Here is a 16432-nt window from a genome sequence, read left to right as displayed (position 1 = left end):
AAAATGAATCGATAGAAGTAAGCTAATATGCGGTCAGCACATTCTCAGACTTCTCGTATTTTGGGGAAGGGGCACAGATAATGTAACTATAGTTTTCTGTGCTAATGAAATAATCAGCATGGGGGATGGGAATGTGGTGACTTATCGGGCGGGATTGGTATATAACAATCAGCAGTCCTGAAGAGCACGTGGTGTATGTTGGTGTTGAATATAACGCTGCATTCATCCGGCAGTAACTCCACGCGTACGAAAGTGGAGTATTAATATCAACAAAGGGAGAGTATTTAGATGGCTTTTGATGCTTATCTGAAAATTGACGGTATTCCTGGTGAAAGCCTAGATTCCAAACACAAAGATTGGATCGAGCTGCTGAGCTTCGATTTCGGCGCAACGCAGACGACTTCTGCCACGGCTAGCTCCGCGGGTGGTGCTTCTGCAGAACGCGTGAACCTGAGCGAATTCAGCATCCGCAAGTTCCTCGATAAGGCCACGCCGAAACTGTTTGAATCCTGCTGTCGTGGTCAGCACATCAAGGAAATCACACTGCACGTCAACCGTGCCGGTGGTGAACAGGTGCGTTATCTCGAAGTGAAACTCGAAGAAGTCATCGTATCGTCCACCGAAATCGAAGGCATGGCCGCTTCCGGTCAGCAAGCATCCACGGGCAGCGCTGACGCTGCTCAGGATCTGCCGTCCGAGCTGATCAAGTTCAACTACGCGCGCATCAAAGTCACCTACACGCAGCAGAAACGCAGCGATGGTCAGGGTGGCGGTAACATTGCCGGTGGTTGGGACCGTACGACCAACCGCGTCTACTCCTGATTCGTCACGAGTGGCGTCGACAGCCATGGGGAAACCCATGGCTGTTTTTGTGTCATCCGTAGAGAATGGAAAGTACTGGCCTTCGAAAGTGTCGACGTCAGTGCGCTGGTGCAGCGCTCTAACGTCGATGTTGTTGAAGAGCATCCGATCATTGTAATCGTGCCGTGATGTAACGCGTTGGCAGGGAGATCTATACATGCAGGAACATAAAGAGCTGGCGCTTGATGCGTTGCTGGCGCCGATTGGCGACAGTGGTTGTGGCGAGGATTTAGGTTTTTCGCTTCTGTTCGATGAGATCAAGGAAGCGCGCCGTGCAGACCCTGATTACCTGAGTCAGGGCGATTGGGCGACCGAGCTCAAGCTGGCCAACTGGCCGCAGGTGATTGAGTTGACCTCCGAAGCGCTGTGCTCTCAGAGCAAGGATCTGATGCTGGCCAGCTGGCTGTGCGAAGCGCTGGCGCATCGCGATCACTTTGAAGGGCTAGCGTTCGGGCTGCACCTGATGGCGAAGATATCGTCTCAGTACTGGGAGACGATGTTTCCCGAGATGGAAGACGGCCCTGAAGAGCGCCTTTCTCGCTTCTCTTGGCTGGACAGCACGCTGACTCAGGTGGTCAACGAACTGCCGCTGACGCAGGAGCATGAGTACGGGTTGTTGCACTACCAGGAGTCCCGCTGGGTGGAAAATCTGGCGCTGCAGAACCCCGATGCGATGGAGCAGGCGCTTCAGGATGGCAAGATCAACGCTGAGATATTCCAACGTGCCGTTGTGCTGTCCTCGACAGAGTTCCTGCGTGCCCGCCATGCGAGCGTGAAGGTCAGTCTGGATCAGCTGGCCCTACTGACGGAAACGCTGGATCAGCTGCTTGGCGATGATGCACCGGTATTCCGCGAGCTGCGTGAGCACCTTGAGCAGTGCGTTCAGCTGGTCGAGCGATTGCTAACCGATCGTGGTGAAACGTTGGCACCGGAAGAAGACGTCGTCAGCGAAGATGCCGACGTATCCGCGAGCGCTGACAGCAGCGACAAGGCGAGCACAGTGGGGGGCACTGCTGGCGCTCATGCTGCACTGCGTACGACACCGCGCACGCGTGAAGAAGCCTTTGAGCTACTGAACGGTGTCGCCCAGTTTTTCAAGCAGACCGAACCGCACAGCCCTGTACCTTATCTCGTCGAGCGTGCAATCCGTTGGGGACGTATGCCGCTGGAAGAGTGGCTGCGCGACGTTATTCATGAGGACCAGGTAGTCGATAACATCCGCGAAACGCTGGGAACACAGCGACGCGGCGAGTCTTCTGAATATTGAGTGAAATTATCGGGTAGGGAGTAAGGCAAGATGTCCTCGATCTATGACGAGTTATACCGCCGCCGTGTGTCGCGGCGTCAGGCACCCATTGCGGAAGGGCGTCGTCATGACTTGTCCGCTGAGCGGCTGTGCTTTGTCGATGGCGTCGCGATCAATGCTGCGGGTAGGCAGCTACTGGGTAGCGGTCTGCCTGATGACCTCCCGCTGGCTTCTCCCTGTCCGTTGCTTGTTGATACCCAAGGCTTTCCTCGCTTGGTCAAGCCGATCGGTATGATCGCGCTGAGTGGTCGCCATATGGGCGTCGAAGGGCGGCTGGATGCCCTGTGGGATGTTTTGTCCGGAAGTCTGGACGGACTGATTCGCCAGCTGCCTGATGGCGAAAGCGTCGACCTTGTGCTGACGCTGCCAGCATCTATTTCGTCATGGCAGCAGCAGGCCTTGCAGCAACGAATCACTGAACAGCTGATCAAGCATCAGGTCTGGAAGGAAGGCCAAAGCCTGTGTCGCGTGGCATCGTCACAGCACATCAACGCATTGCTGGCTCCCGATCAGAGCACGGGCGCCATGCGCTGGGTATTCTGGTGCTGCATGGACACGCTACTGGATGAAGTACAGCTTCGTCATTGGGACTCGCTTTCCACCAAGCGCTCTCCGCTAATTGCAGGAGAAGGCGGTGCCCTTATGTTGTTCGAGCGTATGGCGCCTGATGCGGCCCCTACTAAAGGGCGTTTCTGGGTGCGGTCAATGCAACAGCAGCACCAACGCTCTGCATCGTTGGCAAAGCGCGAACGTACCGAAGCGCTCGAGAGTCTGATGGCGGCATTGATTCCTGACGCAAGTACATCAGATGTTGCAGAAGATGTGCCTGACATCGTTCCACCCGCGTGTTGCATGATGGATATCGGGGCGGGAGATGCCTTTATGGCGCTCTTCGAGCGCTGGGCGGGCATCTATGAACCGATGGCGAACTGTTTCACCCTAGACCTTTTCTGTGGGTGGGTGGGGCAAGCCGCACAAGGCACAATGCTGATGATGGCGGTCGCCACCGTGACGGAAAAAGATTCGGCGATGCTGCTATCGCTGAGTGCAACGGACGCCACGGCGATGACGCTGCTGACGCCCGTCGAGGTGGCCGATCAGGCGTGACCGTGTGTCGATGTTGATGCGATGAGCTGGCAACCGCAGGCACAACGGTGCCCATCTAGGGCAATGGGCTTGCCGTTGACCAGCATTGAGGATTCACCTTCGATGATAAGATTGATGCCGTGCAGCGGACACGCGATCTTATCGCCCATGCAGGCGACCGGTTTTCCCCCAACGGTATAGGTGCTCTGCGCGCTGATGACCGTACCACCATGTGTCGTCAGATCCCCCAGTACGATAATACCCTTCATGTAAGAAGCTCCTTCCAACAAGCCTGAATGAATTATCCACATGGCTTGCGTTTATAGTTGAAATGGCGACTTTATAATTCTGCAGTCATGCATAATAACGCGCCTGAATCGGCGGCACCATGTCATGCTGCGTGCGCTCCGCGGCAGAGCAGCCACTTTTTGTTTATCAATGATGGTGGCCTAGAATGTGCGTGGTTGTGATGCAACGTTTATTCCGTGTTGGCTCTTGCCGTAGGGTGCTAACTGTTACGGCACATTGTGACCACGGCATGAGATAGTGTTTTGCGTGCTTGGTAAACTTATGGCTCTTTTTCAGAGTAAAGGCCAAGGCGCTGGAGCTTGATGATCATCCCGTGACGATGGATCATCAACCGCCAACCGCCAACCGCCAACCGCCAACCGCCAACCGCCAACCGCCAACCGCCAACCGCCAACCGCCAACCGCCAACCGCCAACCGCCAACCGCCAACCGCCAACCGCCAACCGCCAACCGCCAAGTCTGATTTTTTAATGCGGTCGGTGGTGAGACTGGCTGCGCTTGTAGGCCACGAGAGTCGTGATGGTCATCCGCCATCATCGGTATACAGGTATAACGGCAGAGGGTAAGGGCGAATACGGTAGAACAGTGTAATGATTTATAAGATATCCAAAGTAAACACAATTAAAAGATATTTTGCGTAAAGTTCTTCGATCTTCTATCCGATAAAGTTGCTTTATTTTCCATAACGAAAAGGATCTGGACAAGGTGATGGCAGCGACTAAGCTTGGAATGTGGAAATATTATGTATTGCTGGTTAAACAAATTATCTGAGTCAGGATGAATAAGGCCTCCTTTCTATAGGGTTGCCGACAAAATGGCAGAGACGTGCTAAAAGAGGGTTATATTTTGTCAGGTATTGCCGATGTAGCTATGGACCGCGCGGTTGTGGGCGTTGTCAGCGATAGCTAGCATGCTTGATAAATGGTGATTAATGTCATACCCTCGACAGAGTTGTTGCAAGCGATGGTCGCCTTGGCCATTCAAGCAGGTCTGCAGCGCCAATCATTTCGTTCATTCTTTTCTCATAGGTATTGCAGGCATCGCCTGTCAATTGCCGTTGAGCCTTGTCACAAGGGCTCCACACTTCGTGTCATAACGTTTTGTTGGGTCTGATTAATGTGGTGGGGTTCACGATGTGAGTCTTGGCGCGTGGATCGTCATAGCCTTTATCTTTGCCTTTCGGTCCGTACCATTGCGGCAGCGCTTACCTGTATTCGGGTCGTTAGGTAACGGCTTTAATACATAATATTGTTGTGTACTTACAATTTACATCAGGAAAAAAGAGTCTTATGTCTCGCGAAGGAATTTTATCTGTAAAACAGAAATGGGCGTTGGATGCACAATTAGGCGAGCTGCTGCGGGGGCTTGAACCGCAGGTCGAAGAGCACAAACCCTCCCCCGAAGAGCAGTTCCAAGAACGTCTTCATTCCCTCCTGTCCGAATTTAAGCTGAACAAGAAAGAAGCCGTCGATATCGCACGATTACTATGCTAATGAGTGCCTGATGTTTATTTTGTGAGTGCCACTCTCTAGGCAAGTTGCACCCTTCCGATAAGTTCGACCGTATTGCAGTCATTATTTGATTATAGTGACGGCCATTCTTTTGCTGTGTCTTTTTCAGGCTCTGACGGGTACGGCATGCCCTGCGCAACACACAAGGCATACCGCGTATCGTGATGGTCTACCCTACTGCGCGCGCAGTCCGGTCACTGTGGCAAAATCTACCAGTATTTCAGCGGCTTCGTGAAGCTGAGCTTGGTCAATGGGCGTGTCATGGCTGTCGTCCGACAAGGCCTGATCGTCGTTGAGCTCCTTGAGTACCGGTAATTTCAGCATCTGGCGACGTTCGTTCTCCAGCTTGAGCTGTTCACCCTTCTGAGCTTCCAGCTCTTTCTTACGCTGTGCCAGATTGAGGCTGATGCTTTTCTCACTGCGCATCTGTTTCAGCAGGTCTGCTTCCTTGCCCAGATAGAGAAAGTCCGCTTCGTGCGCCACACGCTGTTCGTGCAGCTGCTTCAGTTTGTCGAGCTGCAGTGACGGATAGATATAGCGTGTGTAATGCACTGGGCGCACCACATCCCAAGGCAGTACGTTGGGCAGTGCGCTTTCACCGATATCTTTATTGTCGATCAGATTCGGGAAGAAGATGTCAGGGGTTACGCCCCGTTCCTGCGTACTCTCGCCCGAGACACGGTAGAACTTAGCCGTCGTCATGCGCAGTTCACCGCCGTGGTCGATATCGACCAGCGTCTGCACCGTCCCTTTCCCGAACGTCTGCCCGCCCAGAATTAGACCGCGTCCGTAGTCCTGAATGGCGCCAGCGAAGATCTCGGAGGCTGATGCCGACATGCGATCCACCAGGACGGCCAGCGGGCCGGTGTAGGCCATGCCCGGCTGATCGTCAGCGAACAGCGTGATACGGCCGCGTGCATCGCGTACCTGTACCGTCGGGCCGCGGTCAATGAATAGGCCAACCATGGAGTTGGCTTCTTGCAGCGCGCCGCCGCCGTTGTTGCGTAGGTCAAGTACGATGCCATTGACCTGCTTGGCTTTCAGTTCTTCGATCAGGGCGCGCACGTCGCGGGTGGTGCTGCGATAGTTGGTGTCGCCCGCCTGCATCGCGGCGAAGTCGATGTAGAACGCCGGCACGGTAATGATGCCGATATGCTCAACATGACCGTCGCGATTCACGTCGATGATCTTGCTGTGTGCTGCCTGATCTTCCAAATTGACCTTGTCACGCGGGATGGTGACGATACGCGTTTGCGTATTATCCACCGCGCGCGCTGGTACGATCTGCAGCCGTACTGCCGAGCCTTTCGGGCCTCGGATGCGGTTGACCACATCGTCGAGGCGCATGCCGACTACGCTGGTCAGCTCGCTACCGTCGTCGTTGCCGACAGCAATGATGCGATCGGCGGGGTGCAGCAGACCGCTTTTTTCTGCCGGGCCGCCGGGGATCAGGCTGGCGACGCGCACGTACTCTTCATCGGCCTGCAGTAGAGCACCGATACCTTCGAGCGACAGTCGCATCTGGATATCAAACGACTCACTGCGGCTGGGCGACATGTATTCCGTATGCGGATCGATAGCACTAGTCGCCGCTTCCAGTACGAGGCTCAGCACGTCTTCGTGGTTAGTCTGGCGGATATGCTTGAGCTGTTCCTTATAGCGCTTGGTCAAGCGCTCGGCGATTTGCTCATCTGTTAGCTTCGGCTCGGTCAGACGCAGCGACAACGCGGCCCCTTTGAGGCGTTTGCGCCAGATATCGTCGAGGGCCTGAGGGGTGATCGCCCACGGCTGCTTGTCGGTATCGGTGCCAAGACGATCATGTGAGGTGTAATCGAAGTGCGGGTCCTTCTGCAGCCAGTTGATGAGGGTCTGCAGGCGCGCTTCGACGCGCTGCTGGAAACGGTTGTAGAGCTCGAACGGACGCTCTAGCTGGCCGTCGGCAAATACGTTGGCGTAGTTGCTTTCCAGTAGGCCGAAATCCTTGAGATCACCGCTAAGGAGATACATGTGCTGGGGATCAAGCAGGTCGAGGAAACGCGCATAGGCGCGCTTCGACCATTCGGCATCGTAGCGGATGTTCTCGTAATGACCGTATCGAATGCGGCTGGCCACTTCGCGGGCAACCTGCTGATCGCCAGGGGCCGGAGAAACAGTAGCCATCGATGGCAGGCTGATTGCCATGCAGGCTGCCAGGACCATCAGATGCTTGGGTAGGGCGAACGGGCTCATTGCGAGGAAATACTCCCGGTTGATGTACACTGCAGTGTCATTGGTTCCGGATACACCGGTTACTTTGCACAGTAGCCTGAAGGAAGCCGAGCCGATGCAGGAATGAAAAGTGTAGCAGCCTGCCTGCCATACCGCCTGCAACGGCCTGAATCATTTCAGGGTATAGAGGAGGTATGACCATGTCACGTTCTGTGCTGGAACGTTTATTCGATTTCCTTGATCACGCTCATACATCATGGCACGCCGCGGCTCGAATGGCACATCATCTTCGTCAGGCGGGCTATATTGCGTTGGATGAGCGGGCTGTCTGGGGGCTCGAACCCGGTGGCCGCTACTATACAACACGTGATGATGGGGCATTGATCGCTTTCCAGCTGCCAAAAGGCGCTGTTAAGGCGATCAGAATGATTGGGGCACATACGGACAGCCCTCATCTGCGTTTAAAACCGTCGCCGTTCATCATTACGCGCGATTGGATCGCACTGGGGATTGAAGTCTACGGTGGAGCATTGCTGGCGCCGTGGTTCGATCGTGATCTCGGCATTGCCGGGCGTGTTCTGCTGGCATCGCCTGAGGGTAAGTGCGAAACGCTGCTGGTTGATTCCCTGCGGCCAGTAGCGGTAGTGCCCAGTCTGGCCATTCACCTTGACCGCGAGGCCAACAAGGGCAAGACCCTCAACCCACAGACGCAGATGAACGCCATCCTTGGGCGTGCCGGTAACGCACCGCGTGATATCACGGCACTAGTCGAACAGCTGCTGGCGGCTCAGGGCGAGTCGCTGGGTGAGCGACGCGTCATTGAGTTCGAATTAGGGCTGTACGACTGCCAGCCTGCTGCACGTGTGGGCATCAACGGTGAGCTGTTTGCCAGTGCGCGTCTCGACAATCTGCTGTCGTGCTTTTGTGGGTTGGAAGCGTTGTTGCAGAGCGATGGCGAGCAGGCGGTAATGTTCGTGGCGAATGATCACGAAGAAGTGGGTAGCGGCAGTCCCGGTGGTGCACAGGGCACGTTCCTCGACGATGTGTTGACGCGTATCCATGCCGCAGTCGGCGATGGCACACCAGAGGGGCGTATTCGCTTGATTCAGCACTCGTGCATGATTTCGTGTGACAACGCTCATGGGCTGCACCCTAACTTTCTTGATCGTCACGATGCAGGGCATGCGCCTGCGCTCAATGGCGGTCCCGTCATCAAGTACAACGCCAATCAGCGTTATGCCACGGCCAGCCGAACGGCGGGGCTGTTTAAGCAGCTGTGTGCCAAGGCGGGCGTGCCCGTGCAGGCATTTTCAACGCGCGCGGACATGGGCTGCGGCAGTACGATTGGGCCGCTAACGGCTACGGCGCTCGGGATCGCTACGCTGGATGTAGGGCTGCCCCAGTGGGCGATGCACTCGATCCGTGAAACAGCGGGCAGCGAGGATCCTGCCTATCTGATCAAGGCGCTGGTGGAGTACTGCAATACGCCGGATGAGACGCTACTGTAGTTAGGCAGCGTAGGCGCATTGAGGACCTGGCATGCCTTGCTGTCAGGTCCTTTCACATATGGGCAAGAGGGCGCGTTCGAAAACGGTGAGCGTGTGGAAGTAGCGAAGCCACCTGAAGGGAGCGTTCGGCATCACATAGCGTGCCTGTGGCCGTTTAGGACCGAGCGAGGAAATCAGGAGGGAGAAAAGCCATGAATAACGGGCAGAAATGCAAAAATCCCTTTGACGCCGAAGCATCAAAGGGATTTTCTGAATCTGGTGGCTACGCCCTGACTCGAACAGGGGACCCCATCATTATGAGTGATGTGCTCTAACCAACTGAGCTACGTAGCCGTCGATGGCTGCGCATGTTACTGATAAGAGGCCCGAACGTCAACACCTTTTGCGCAACTATTCTGAAAAGCGGTAAAGGACAACGAGATGTCGCCGGCGCGAGGTGGTAGCCTCTTTCTTGGGTACTTGTCTGTGGGAGCACTGGCATGAGTGACAGCGTGAATCTGTGGCTTCAACACTACGGTTATCTGGCCGTGCTGCTGGGGTGTCTGCTTGAAGGTGAGACGGTCGTGATTCTGGCCGGCATTGCGGTGCATAAAGGGCTTTTCTCTCTACCCATGCTGATGGGTGTCGTCTGGTTTGGGGGCATGCTCGGGGATGTGGTGCTGTATCTGATGGGACATTTCTTTGGGCAGAAGCTGCTGGACAGGTTGTCGTGGCGTAAGGGGCGTGTGCGTAAAGTGCAGGGGATGATCCGGCGCCATCAGCATTCGGTTATCTTTGGTGTGCGCTTTCTATATGGGCTGCGCATCGTGGGGCCGATCGTGATTGGTACCAGTGGCGTACCCATTCGTACCTTTCTCTTCTTCAATTTGCTGGGAGCTGCAGTCTGGGCCGTACTGTTCACCCTGCTGGGCTATCTGATTGGTCCTGCAGTGCTGAAGGCCTATGCGCAGGTTGAGCAGTATCAGGGCTGGGTGTGGGGCGGTATTGCGCTGCTGGTGGTGGCATGGTGGGGTGGGCACTACTGGTGGTCACATCGTCGCCGCCACCAGCGATAGAGCACAACGTGCAATACACATGAGCGATTCCGTTTCTTTCACCGTATGCTATGGCACTCGTTGACTAGGCTGGCGGGGTTATTCGCCGGTGGAATGACGAGTGGGTGAGGCGCAAGGCTTCACTTTCATGATGGCGGGATGGAAAGGAGTCGGAATGAACTATGCATATCTCTTAATGGCGTTGGCTGGGGGATTCGGGCTGTCCGTGCAGGCCTCAATCAATACTCGCTTGGGTGCTAGCATGGGGGGACAGTCGCTGATCGCTGCACTGTCGTCCTTCGCTGTGGGTACGCTATGCCTGTTGCTTATCGCGTTATGGCAGGCGGACTGGCACAGCGTTTCTACCAACCTTGGCAAACAAGCATGGTGGAACTGGACGGGCGGTCTGATCGGGGCGGCCTTCGTATTCACGTCCATCTTCCTATCGCCACGTCTAGGCGTGTCCAACACAATGTTCCTGTTCATCATCGGGCAGCTGGCGGCCGGTATGTTGATCGACGGTTTTGGGTTGTTGCAGATGCCCGTGCGTCCCGTACATTGGTGGAAATTCGTGGGTATGGGCATCATGCTGAGCGGGGTGGCTGTCTTCATGTTTGGTGACCGTTGGCTCGATTGATGATGTTGGCTCGTTCGCCATTCTTTTCCAACGATAAAATGGACTGCGAATATCGCGCTTGCTACTTGTCCCCGCAAGAGGATGAGTGACGGTAAGCCACTCACCGTAGGTTGCCTAGAGTTGGTAGCGCTCAATAATGGCGGTATGGCGCGTATCGTCAACACCGGCCTTGCGGGCCAATCCCAGCCAGTGAGGCAGATGCGGCCAGTCAGCGGTCAGGCGGGTCAGCAGGGCGTCCAGCGCCTGCAATGGCATGCTTTGCGGTGCCGACAGCAGGAAGTACAGGCCCGGCAGTACAGCATTGTCGGTCTGGGTATCGACGACCTGATAGTCATCGTTGCTGGTAATCCAGACGTTGCAGCCCTCAGCCTCAAGTTGGTCGACAAAATGCTGGAACACCTCCTGCTCGGGGGCGGCGCCATCGACGAACCATGCCGATGCATAGCCGCCGGATGCGATGACGTGCAGGACATCGTAGACACCGATGAAGTTTTGCTGTTCTTCTTCGGTCTGCGGCGGCTCATTGAGCAGTGCTGGTTCGAATACTACCCGATCATTCAGGTGCTGAGGCGCATCGCGGGAGTTGGGCTGCCGTACGATGGCGGTCGTTGGCCCCGTACGCTGGGCCAGGTAGAAGCGGTATTCGTTGTCTTCCCAGAAACGCAGACGAATCCAGCCTCCGTTCTCTTCGATAGGGCCTTCTTCGCTCGAAAACGTCATACCGAGCCGTGCGCCTAGTGCTCGTACCTGCTCCCACTCCTGAAGCGCGCTGGCCGCAGTGATGGCATCCCAGATCGTATTGTTGGGTGACATCTCTTGCTGACGGTCGATGCGTTCAAGTGCTTCCAGATGGTGGCCCAGTGCTCGATCAAAGGCCTTGAGCTTCATCGCTGCGCCGCCTGCAATAATGTGCGGCATAATCTTGTCTTCGCAGCCGGGGAGTTGAAGCATGTCGTGGCACAGACGCTCGGCTTTTTGCCAGTCTTCTTGCGCTTGTGCGGCATGAATGCGATACCAACAGGCCATGCTGGGCAGCGGTGCCTCGAAACGGTCGGCCAAGCGCTGGATTTGACTGAAACGACGGTTTTGCAGCAACAGTTGCAGCAGCTGATACGGCACTTCGCTTTCTTCTTCGGGATGCTGCTCGACGCGTTCTTGCAGGATACTGATGGCCTGCTCGTTCGCTGCGCAGGCCTGTAAGGCAGAAGCGGTTAGCTGACGCAGCGGATGATCGTCGGGGCGCTCAGCCAAGGCCAGTGTTAGCCACTCGACTTCTTGCTCAGGATCGCGCTCACTGTCGTCACGCGCGCCGAGCCACGCCATCAACTGATCGGCACTGACCGGCAGCGCAACCTGCTGGGTCTGTGCATCAATCTGAGCTTCCAGTACGGCCAGTGCCTGATCGTCGCCGAGTGCACTGCGCAGTTTGGGCAGTTGTGTTTTAGCCAGTGCCAGTGCCTGGTGTGCTGTCCAGGTGGCATTGCGCGCCAGCGCCAGCGCGATGTGTACCTTGGCGACCGTAATGGCATCGCGTGGTGCACCCACACGAATGCGCTGCTCAAGGATCTGTTGAAGCGAGCGGCCGACCTGCCACGTGTTGCGTTGCGGCGCACGCGATATCAGCGTGCTGAGCACATCGACCCAGCGCATGGCAATGTGCGGGGTTACCGCAGGCAGAGCTTCCCAGGCTTCCTCATCGCGGCCGGCATGGGCCAGTACCTGCAGACGGATGATGTTCTGAGTTTCGCGCGCCTGCGTGTTGTTGTCGCCGACGTTCGAGGATTCGCACAGCCGATCCATGATCGCCAGCGCTTCATCGTACTGACCGAGCAGCATCAGTGCTTCGGCTTCACTTTCGCGCAGGGCTTCATCATCTTCGTCCGCACCCACGGCCTTGATCTTTTCAATCTGCCCACGCACGAACGTCAGCGCTTCCTCGTACAGCCCCTTATCAAGCATGGCATCGAACTGTTCGTCCGACAGGCACTGATAGCAGCTCCAGCTGGGGTCGATGCCCGCCATCGTTTCCTGGCAGACGGCAATGCGTTCGTCCGCCCAGCCGCGGGCATCAACGTTGCAGTAGCAATGACTCAGATCCTGCGTCACGCAGACCGACTGGGGGCATTCGGCGGTGTCGCTTTGGTGAGCGCGTTCATAAAGGGCCACGACATCGGCAAGGGCCGTTTGTCCTTCGGCTTCGTTGCCCAGTCGATGGCGCATTTCCCAGTGCCCTAGCAGCACTTCCAGCCACGGGTTGTTGGCGCTTTGTTTGAGCGCGCGCACTTCGGGCAGCAGCGCTTCGGCCTTGCCGTATTGCATGTGTACCACGGACTCGAGAAAGTCATCGACCAGCCGAACGGGGTAGTCTTGACCAGATTCCCACATGTCGCGTTCGTACTGCTGATACCACTGCCAGATATCCATGCTTACTGCTCCTGTCGTGCGGCGGCATGCGCCAGCTGTGTAATAACGTGACCGAAACTTTCCAGTGCCTGATCAAGCTTGCCGCCCTGATAGTCCGGTGATTGTGCGGCCAGCAGTACCTTCAAACTCTTCAACAGCGGGAAAGCGCCAGCATCTGGCATCGTGCCTGCTTGCCAGCAGCGTGACAGCGCCTGAACGGCGGGGTTGGCAAAGTTGAGGTACAGGATCTGCGTATGGGTCTGCTCGATGTTCTGAGTGAACTGGCGTGCCAGCATGAGCGCGGCGGTACTCATGCGTTTGTCGGCATCGTCCTGTTCAAGCCGTTTCTTCAGTTCAGCCTCGCGATCAGTCACCACGATCAGGGGGAGCGAGGTGGGCTCAAAGCGCGCGGGCACGAACCCTTCGTCGTCGACCAAGCGTGATGACCACCATTGCTTCTCATCTGGAGTGATGTCTTCCAGAGCGAACAGTTGTTGGTTGCCGGACTTGGTGCCGATCTCGATCAGGCGTGCACCGTAGTGTTCGGCCCAGCGACGCAGGAACGGGACCACCGCATAGCGATAGCCGTGAGCGACAGGGCGCTGCAGCAGGCGGAACAGCACCGCTTCGAAACCGCCGTCCTCGCCTAGCATCACGGTAAGGCTGTTGTCGCGGCGCAGCGTGCTGACCGGCATGTCGCCCTGCGAGGTCGGCACGTTGAGATCGTCCTTTAGCAGGTCGAACAGGCGGTCGTCACACAGGGCCGCGCCCAGTAGGGCCTCATTATGACGCGCAATAACGCGACGCCAGATTTCCGGCTGCTGCTTGGCCAGCGATGCCAGTCCTGTGATCAGCGCCTCGTTGAGTGCCATCTGCGTTGCGCTGTAGCGGCTATCGCGCTGGAGGTCTTCACGGCTGGCGGTGGGCACCAGTTTGTTAGATTCGATGACACCGCCAACGAAACCGGCCCACGGTGGCAACAGCTCGCGTGCTTGGTCGTCAATCAGCATGCCGCGCAGGAACAGTGACAGATTGCGGTTATCACTGGTGCCGTAGGTCGCACCGTCCTGCAGCCATAGGATGCCCACCGCATCGCTGTCGCCCTGCGGCTCGACCGGCAGCACGCAGAGGGGCGTGAAGCGCTGCTCGAAGCGCGATGCAAATACGAGATGGCGCTTCTGTACCAGAGAAGGATGAAGGGCCACGGCACCTTTCTGTTCACGCCACGGCGGGGTGATATGGTTGATGGCCTGATCGGACTGACCGACGAAGATCGGCTCATGCAACAGCGCACAGTAGCGGCTGAGCACTGCACTCAGGTGGGCCGTATTAGCTAACCCCACGAACTCATCCTTCAGCGTCAGCTCGATAGAGGTACCGACCGGGTGGTTCGGAGCCTGCTCGACGGTATAGGTTTCGCCGTTGCTGGAACGGTAACGCCAGCTGATGTCCGGTGCTTTCCACGAGGTGGTGGTTAGCGTCACCTTGTCTGCCACTACAAAGGCTGAAGCGAACCCTAGCCCGAACATGCCGATTAGACCGGTATCATCATCGCTTTGGCGCAGGCCACGGGTATAGCCGATCCCCACCGTCGCCAGATACTGATGGATTTCCTCTTCTGTCAGCCCCGAGCCCACATCCGTAATGGTAATGGACGGTATAGTCGGGTCACACTCGACACGAATGCTGGCAGACTGTTGCCATTCCGGTGCTTCAAGACGGCGGCGAACGATGGCATCGTGCGCGTTCTGCACCAGCTCGCGAATGGCCACCATCGGCGTGGAGTAGAGGTGCTGGCTCAGCACCTGCATTAGCCCCGTCAGATTGACCGGGGTGCGGTGCTGTACGATTGACGACAGCGAAGACGAGTTATCCAAAGTACTATTCCCTTTATCAATCACCGAAGCGTCATTATTCTCGATAGACGAGATTCTGGGAAGTTGAGCGGCTGTTATCGGCGATGTCTATGCGTATTTTTAATGTGACTGATTATTAATACGGTTTAATAAATATGAAGTTACAATGGTTATATGCAGGATAGTAGTGAAACGCAACTGTTTCGTTTAGAAAGACCGAAGGAAAAGGCTATGTGTTCATAGCACCCGTGTAGGTTAGGGCGATTTTTGCTGGAGGGGGCGGGCAGAACAGGCGTCAATGCTATCTGTTGTCTTCGGTCGCAATGCCGCCGATTTAAATTACGCTATTATTTACTGATATAAATTAACAGCCCTTTCGAGTGAGGTGTATGTAATGGCTTGAAAAGGTGTTCAATGAGTTTTTTATTTAGAGACCGTTTCATAACCTGAGTGATTGCGTTTGTCCTTGCTAGAAGAACAAACGGTTTCTGCCGCAATTTTGTGGCTTATCCTTCTCAATGGCAGAGATATTGAGGTTATGAAACACGCTCTAAGAATGCTAATTACAGAAAATGAGCTCAATGTGGCTAGCAGTATCGTTGACCACCTACGGCTGCATTTGGTCCAGTCGATGGCAATGATCAGATTGATGATCTCTAAACAATGGTTCGAACCAGCTGATGCTCAACAGATGCATTACTCCACACTGTTACACCAGATTCTTGCTATTACCGCACAATGGGGCGGAGTTCGTGCCGATCAGCTCTGGTCACAGCTATGCCAGACAGGGCCGTTTAAAAATGTAGATTTAAACGATTTCAAAAGTCTGCTTAAACATATGGGAATATGTGGCCTGCTCACTCAACTTGCTAGCGGAGAAATGGTTGTTGGGGCAGAAGGGGAGAAACTGACTAACCATTACACTTTTTATGCTGTGTTCAATACACCAGAAGAGTTCCGCATTGTCACCGGAAACAGAACTCTTGGAACAGTGCCTGTGGACTCCCCACTGCTACCAGATCAACACATCATCTTCGGTGGGCGGCGCTGGAAAGTGACAGAGATCGAGACAGAGAAAAAAGTTATCTATGTAGAGGCGACCAAAGGCGGTCAGCCACCACAATTTAGTGGTGGAGGAATGTCTGTTCATGATGCCGTTCGTCAGGAAATGCTCGCTATCTATAGGGAAGGTGATTACCGCATAGCAATAGGCGGCAAGAAAGTAGATTATGCCGATGCTGCCGCCAGAAACCTATTTGCGGAAGGCTGTAGTAACTTTCAGCGTTATAACCTGCAAAATGAGTATTTTATTACGAGTGGGCAACACTGTTATGTAATTCCCTGGATAGGGGATAAAATTGTGAATACGATTACAGCCTTGCTCATACGTTGTGGTTTTAAAGCAAATTCATTTGGAGGTGTTATTGAAATCGATAACTCCAGTGCAGCTTCCGTTCAGCACGCGCTCAAAGAAATGCTGTTGTCAGGCTTGCCATCTGCATTTGATCTTGCCACATATGTTCCAGAAAAGACCTTAAATAAATACGACGAGTATTTACCAGAGTCCCTGCTTGCGAAAGGATTTGGGGAAAAAGCGTATGACATTGAAGGCACAAGTAATTGGTTGAAGAAGTACCTTCAGTAAACTGGCCTCAATCTAAGGGGGAAATGTTCCCCCCTTAGATTGAGGCCGATTAATGATATCAATGTTCG

Annotated in this window: 13 protein-coding genes and 1 tRNA gene; 9 read left to right on the top strand and 5 right to left on the bottom strand. The window is 55.3% G+C overall.

From position 1 onward, the window contains the following. Nucleotides 1-288: 288 nt before the first annotated feature. The 3 genes from ZBT109_RS10760 (at nt 289) to ZBT109_RS10750 (ending at nt 3274) form a co-directional block, all read left to right on the top strand. Nucleotides 289-822, top strand: a complete 534-nt coding sequence (locus tag ZBT109_RS10760) for an Hcp family type VI secretion system effector (protein ID WP_027705850.1) — start codon at nt 289-291, stop codon at nt 820-822. Between the two features lie 196 nt (nt 823-1018). Further along, nucleotides 1019-2128: a type VI secretion system protein TssA gene (gene tssA, locus ZBT109_RS10755; protein WP_027705851.1), complete on the top strand. Its 1110-nt coding sequence runs from the start codon at nt 1019-1021 to the stop codon at nt 2126-2128. 30 nt (nt 2129-2158) lie between these two features. Continuing rightward, entirely contained in the window at nt 2159-3274 is a 1116-nt protein-coding gene (locus tag ZBT109_RS10750; RefSeq protein WP_027705852.1) for a hypothetical protein, read from the top strand. Here ZBT109_RS10750 and ZBT109_RS10745 read toward each other — a convergent pair. Then, on the bottom strand, nt 3265-3522 hold the full coding sequence (locus ZBT109_RS10745) for a PAAR domain-containing protein (RefSeq protein ID WP_027705853.1): 258 nt from the start codon (nt 3520-3522) through the stop codon (nt 3265-3267). The two genes, ZBT109_RS10750 and ZBT109_RS10745, sit on opposite strands and share 10 nt — an antisense overlap. A gap of 353 nt (nt 3523-3875) precedes the next feature. On the opposite strand from ZBT109_RS10745, the gene ZBT109_RS13880 reads away from it, so the two are divergent. Then, nucleotides 3876-4025, top strand: a complete 150-nt coding sequence (locus ZBT109_RS13880; protein WP_170144704.1) for a restriction endonuclease — start codon at nt 3876-3878, stop codon at nt 4023-4025. 826 nt (nt 4026-4851) lie between these two features. Beyond that, on the top strand, nt 4852-5055 hold the full coding sequence (locus ZBT109_RS10735) for a hypothetical protein (RefSeq protein ID WP_027705854.1): 204 nt from the start codon (nt 4852-4854) through the stop codon (nt 5053-5055). A gap of 192 nt (nt 5056-5247) precedes the next feature. Here the strand turns inward: ZBT109_RS10735 and ZBT109_RS10730 are convergent, their stop codons facing one another. Further along, entirely contained in the window at nt 5248-7254 is a 2007-nt protein-coding gene (locus ZBT109_RS10730; RefSeq protein WP_232012840.1) for a carboxy terminal-processing peptidase, read from the bottom strand. Nucleotides 7255-7481: 227 nt separating this feature from the next. On the opposite strand from ZBT109_RS10730, the gene ZBT109_RS10725 reads away from it, so the two are divergent. Further along, complete coding sequence (locus tag ZBT109_RS10725; RefSeq protein ID WP_038279136.1) at nt 7482-8789, top strand: M18 family aminopeptidase; 1308 nt, start codon at nt 7482-7484, stop codon at nt 8787-8789. Nucleotides 8790-9045: 256 nt separating this feature from the next. On the opposite strand, the gene ZBT109_RS10720 is transcribed toward ZBT109_RS10725, so the two are convergent. Beyond that, nucleotides 9046-9122, bottom strand: a tRNA-Met gene (locus tag ZBT109_RS10720). 146 nt (nt 9123-9268) lie between these two features. Here ZBT109_RS10720 and ZBT109_RS10715 point away from each other — a divergent pair. Both ZBT109_RS10715 and ZBT109_RS10710 read left to right on the top strand, forming a co-directional pair. Continuing rightward, on the top strand, nt 9269-9844 hold the full coding sequence (locus ZBT109_RS10715) for a DedA family protein (RefSeq protein ID WP_038279139.1): 576 nt from the start codon (nt 9269-9271) through the stop codon (nt 9842-9844). Between the two features lie 154 nt (nt 9845-9998). Further along, a complete protein-coding gene (locus ZBT109_RS10710; protein ID WP_027705857.1) occupies nt 9999-10460 on the top strand; it encodes a DMT family transporter in 462 nt (153 codons plus the stop codon). 114 nt (nt 10461-10574) lie between these two features. Here the strand turns inward: ZBT109_RS10710 and ZBT109_RS10705 are convergent, their stop codons facing one another. Together ZBT109_RS10705 and ZBT109_RS10700 are read right to left on the bottom strand one after the other, a co-directional pair. Continuing rightward, nucleotides 10575-12884, bottom strand: coding sequence for an ATP-binding protein (locus ZBT109_RS10705; protein WP_027705858.1), 2310 nt, complete (start codon nt 12882-12884; stop codon nt 10575-10577). 2 nt (nt 12885-12886) lie between these two features. Then, on the bottom strand, nt 12887-14740 hold the full coding sequence (locus ZBT109_RS10700) for an ATP-binding protein (protein ID WP_051524110.1): 1854 nt from the start codon (nt 14738-14740) through the stop codon (nt 12887-12889). A gap of 439 nt (nt 14741-15179) precedes the next feature. Here ZBT109_RS10700 and ZBT109_RS10695 point away from each other — a divergent pair, with 439 nt between their 5' ends. After that, the gene (locus ZBT109_RS10695; RefSeq protein ID WP_027705860.1) at nt 15180-16364 is read left to right on the top strand and encodes a hypothetical protein; all 1185 of its coding nucleotides are present in this window, start codon (nt 15180-15182) and stop codon (nt 16362-16364) included. Nucleotides 16365-16432 lie beyond the last annotated feature (68 nt).

Source organism: Zymobacter palmae, assembly GCF_003610015.1.
GTDB lineage: Bacteria > Pseudomonadota > Gammaproteobacteria > Pseudomonadales > Halomonadaceae > Zymobacter > Zymobacter palmae.
Note: the sequence above shows the minus strand (reverse complement) of the source record. Positions and strands in the feature narration are given on the sequence as shown.

Excerpts from the sequence above, each read along its gene's own strand:
- ZBT109_RS10735 (WP_027705854.1), top strand. The coding sequence starts at position 4,852 with ATGTCTCGCGAAGGAATTTTATCTGTAAAACAGAAATGGGCGTTGGAT.
- ZBT109_RS10760 (WP_027705850.1), top strand. The coding sequence starts at position 289 with ATGGCTTTTGATGCTTATCTGAAAATTGACGGTATTCCTGGTGAAAGC.
- tssA (WP_027705851.1), top strand. The coding sequence starts at position 1,019 with ATGCAGGAACATAAAGAGCTGGCGCTTGATGCGTTGCTGGCGCCGATT.
- ZBT109_RS10745 (WP_027705853.1), bottom strand. The coding sequence starts at position 3,522 with ATGAAGGGTATTATCGTACTGGGGGATCTGACGACACATGGTGGTACG.
- ZBT109_RS10710 (WP_027705857.1), top strand. The coding sequence starts at position 9,999 with ATGAACTATGCATATCTCTTAATGGCGTTGGCTGGGGGATTCGGGCTG.
- ZBT109_RS10725 (WP_038279136.1), top strand. The coding sequence starts at position 7,482 with ATGTCACGTTCTGTGCTGGAACGTTTATTCGATTTCCTTGATCACGCT.
- ZBT109_RS10715 (WP_038279139.1), top strand. The coding sequence starts at position 9,269 with ATGAGTGACAGCGTGAATCTGTGGCTTCAACACTACGGTTATCTGGCC.
- ZBT109_RS10730 (WP_232012840.1), bottom strand. The coding sequence starts at position 7,254 with ATGGCAATCAGCCTGCCATCGATGGCTACTGTTTCTCCGGCCCCTGGC.
- ZBT109_RS10750 (WP_027705852.1), top strand. The coding sequence starts at position 2,159 with ATGTCCTCGATCTATGACGAGTTATACCGCCGCCGTGTGTCGCGGCGT.
- ZBT109_RS10705 (WP_027705858.1), bottom strand. The coding sequence starts at position 12,884 with ATGGATATCTGGCAGTGGTATCAGCAGTACGAACGCGACATGTGGGAA.